Origin of the sequence: Methylibium sp., from assembly GCF_031393925.1 — a bacterium.
In the GTDB taxonomy this organism is placed as follows: domain Bacteria; phylum Pseudomonadota; class Gammaproteobacteria; order Burkholderiales; family Burkholderiaceae_C; genus Methylibium.
In genome coordinates, this window is sequence record NZ_JANMWL010000213.1 from 1 (window position 1) to 2,173 (window position 2,173).

At 70.8% G+C, this 2,173-nt stretch carries 2 protein-coding genes; both read right to left on the minus strand.

All coding sequences use genetic code 11. The features are described 5' to 3' along the window. On the minus strand, nt 1-833 hold an 833-nt coding region (gene bioB / locus RMO12_RS11365; RefSeq protein WP_309639371.1), incomplete at its 3' end, for a biotin synthase BioB. Nucleotides 834-967: 134 nt separating this feature from the next. After that, a partial coding sequence (locus RMO12_RS11370; protein ID WP_309639372.1) for a TIGR03862 family flavoprotein occupies nt 968-2,173 on the minus strand: 1,206 nt, incomplete at its 5' end.

Sequence of the window (2,173 nt, forward strand, 5' to 3'; positions counted from 1 at the left end):
AGGCGCACGTAGGCGCTCGGCATGGTGATGCGCGCCACCGCGATGGTGCGCACGAACTCGAACGGGTCGAGCTTGTCGGTGCCGGCCATCGGCGTGCCTTCGACCTGCACCAACTCGTTGATCGGCACCGACTCGGGATGCGGGTCGAGGTTGGCCAACTGCGCCACCAGGCCGGCGCGCTCGCGGCGCGACTCACCCATGCCGACGATGCCGCCGCAGCACACGCTCATGCCGGCCTCGCGCACATGGGCCAGGGTTTGCAGCCGGTCTTCATAGACCCGCGTGCTGATAACGCGGCCGTAGGCCTCTGGCGCGGTGTCGAGGTTGTGGTTGTAGTAGTCGACGCCGGCCTCCTTGAGCGTGGCGGCCTGGGGCTTGGTCAACATGCCCAGCGTGCAGCAGGCCTCGAGGCCGAGCGACTTGACCTCGCGCACCAGCGCGGCGACCTTCTCGATGTCGCGGTCCTTGGGTTCGCGCCAGGCAGCGCCCATGCAAAAGCGCGTAGCGCCGGCCTTGACCGCGGCCTCGGCGGCGGCGCGCACGGCGGCCGGCTCCATCAGCTTGTCGGCTTCGACGCCGGTGTCGTAGTGAACCGACTGCGGGCAGTAGGCGCAGTCCTCCGGGCAGCCGCCGGTCTTGATCGACAGCAGGGTCGAGCGCTGCACCGCGTTGGCATCGAAGTGCTCGCGGTGGACCTGCTGGGCGCGGAACAACAAGTCGTTGAAGGGCAGCTCGAACAGCGCCAAGGTCGCCTCGACGCTCCAGCGCGCCTTGGTCGCGTGCAAGGTGGCGGGTTGCGGGCGGACGAGGTGGACGGGGTGGGTTGCGGTCATGGCGGGCATTGTCCGCGAAAGAAAGGGGCCGTCTGCGCAGAAGTGCGAGGCTTACTTAACCCGTCGCCCCTTTGGAGAGCGGGTTGAGGTGAGGGTTGTCGCGAGAGCGCTGTCTTCGCTCATCCGGCCGGCCCTCACCCCGGCCCACTCCCAACGGGAGAGGGAGTGACGCCAGAGGGAGAGAGAGCGATGCCCTCACTCCCTCGCTCTCCAAGGGAGCGAGGGGGTGAAACCAGCCAATCGAGCGCGCCCTGACCGGCCGCGCGCCCGGTTGCGAAGCAGGCGTTGAGCAGATAGCCGCCCGTGGGCGCCTCCCAGTCGAGCATTTCGCCGGCGCAGAACACGCCCGGCAGTGCGCGCAGCATCAAGCGGTGGTCGAGCGCCTCCAAGCGCACGCCTCCGGCGCTGCTGATGGCCTCGTCGATCGGTCGCGGCGCGACCAGCCGCAAGGGCAAGGCCTTGAGTGCGGCGGCCAGGCGGGTCGCGTCGTGGACGGCGTCCTTGCCCAGCACTTCGTAGAGCAGCGCCGCCTTCACGCCGTCGATACCGAGGCTGCTCTTGAGGTGCTTGGCCAGGGAGCGGGCACCGCGGTCTCGCAGCACCGCCTCAGTGACGAATTCGGACGTGCGATCCGGCACCAGGTCGAGCGTGGGCGTCGCGTCGCCGTGGCGCTCGATCTCGTCGCGCAGCAGCGCCGAGGCGGCATAGACCAGGCTGCCTTCGATGCCGGTGGCGGTGACGACGAACTCGCCCTGGCGGTGAAACCGGGCGCCCTCACGCGCCTGGAAATCGAGCACCACCGGCTTGATCGGTGCGCCCGCGAAACGCTCGCAGAGGTGTTCGCTCCAGCCCGGCGGCCGGCCGGCCAGGCCCACGTCGTAGCCACAGTTCGACGGCCTGAGCGGCGCCAGCTCGACGCCGCGCTCGGCCAGCAGCGGCCACCATGCACCGTCGGAGCCGAGCCGCGCCCAGCTGGCGCCGCCGAGCGCGAGCAAGGTCGCGCGCGGGCGCAGCCGCATCTCGCCGAGCGGCGTGGCAAAGCGCAACGCGCCGTCTTCGGCCCAGCCGAGCCAGCGGTGGCGGCTGTGCAGCGCCACACCCTGGGCGCGCAGCCGGTGCAGCCAGGCGCGCAGCAGCGGTGCGGCCTTCAGGTCGTGCGGGAACACGCGTCCCGAGCTGCCGACAAAGGTGGCGATGCCCAGGCCCTCGGCCCAGCGGCGCAGCGCGGCCGCGTCGAAGGCTTCGAGCAGCGGCAGGAGCGCGCCGCGCCGTGCGCCGTAGCGCGTCATGAAGGACTCGAAGGCTTCGCCGTGGGTCAGATTCAGGCCACCCTTGCCGGC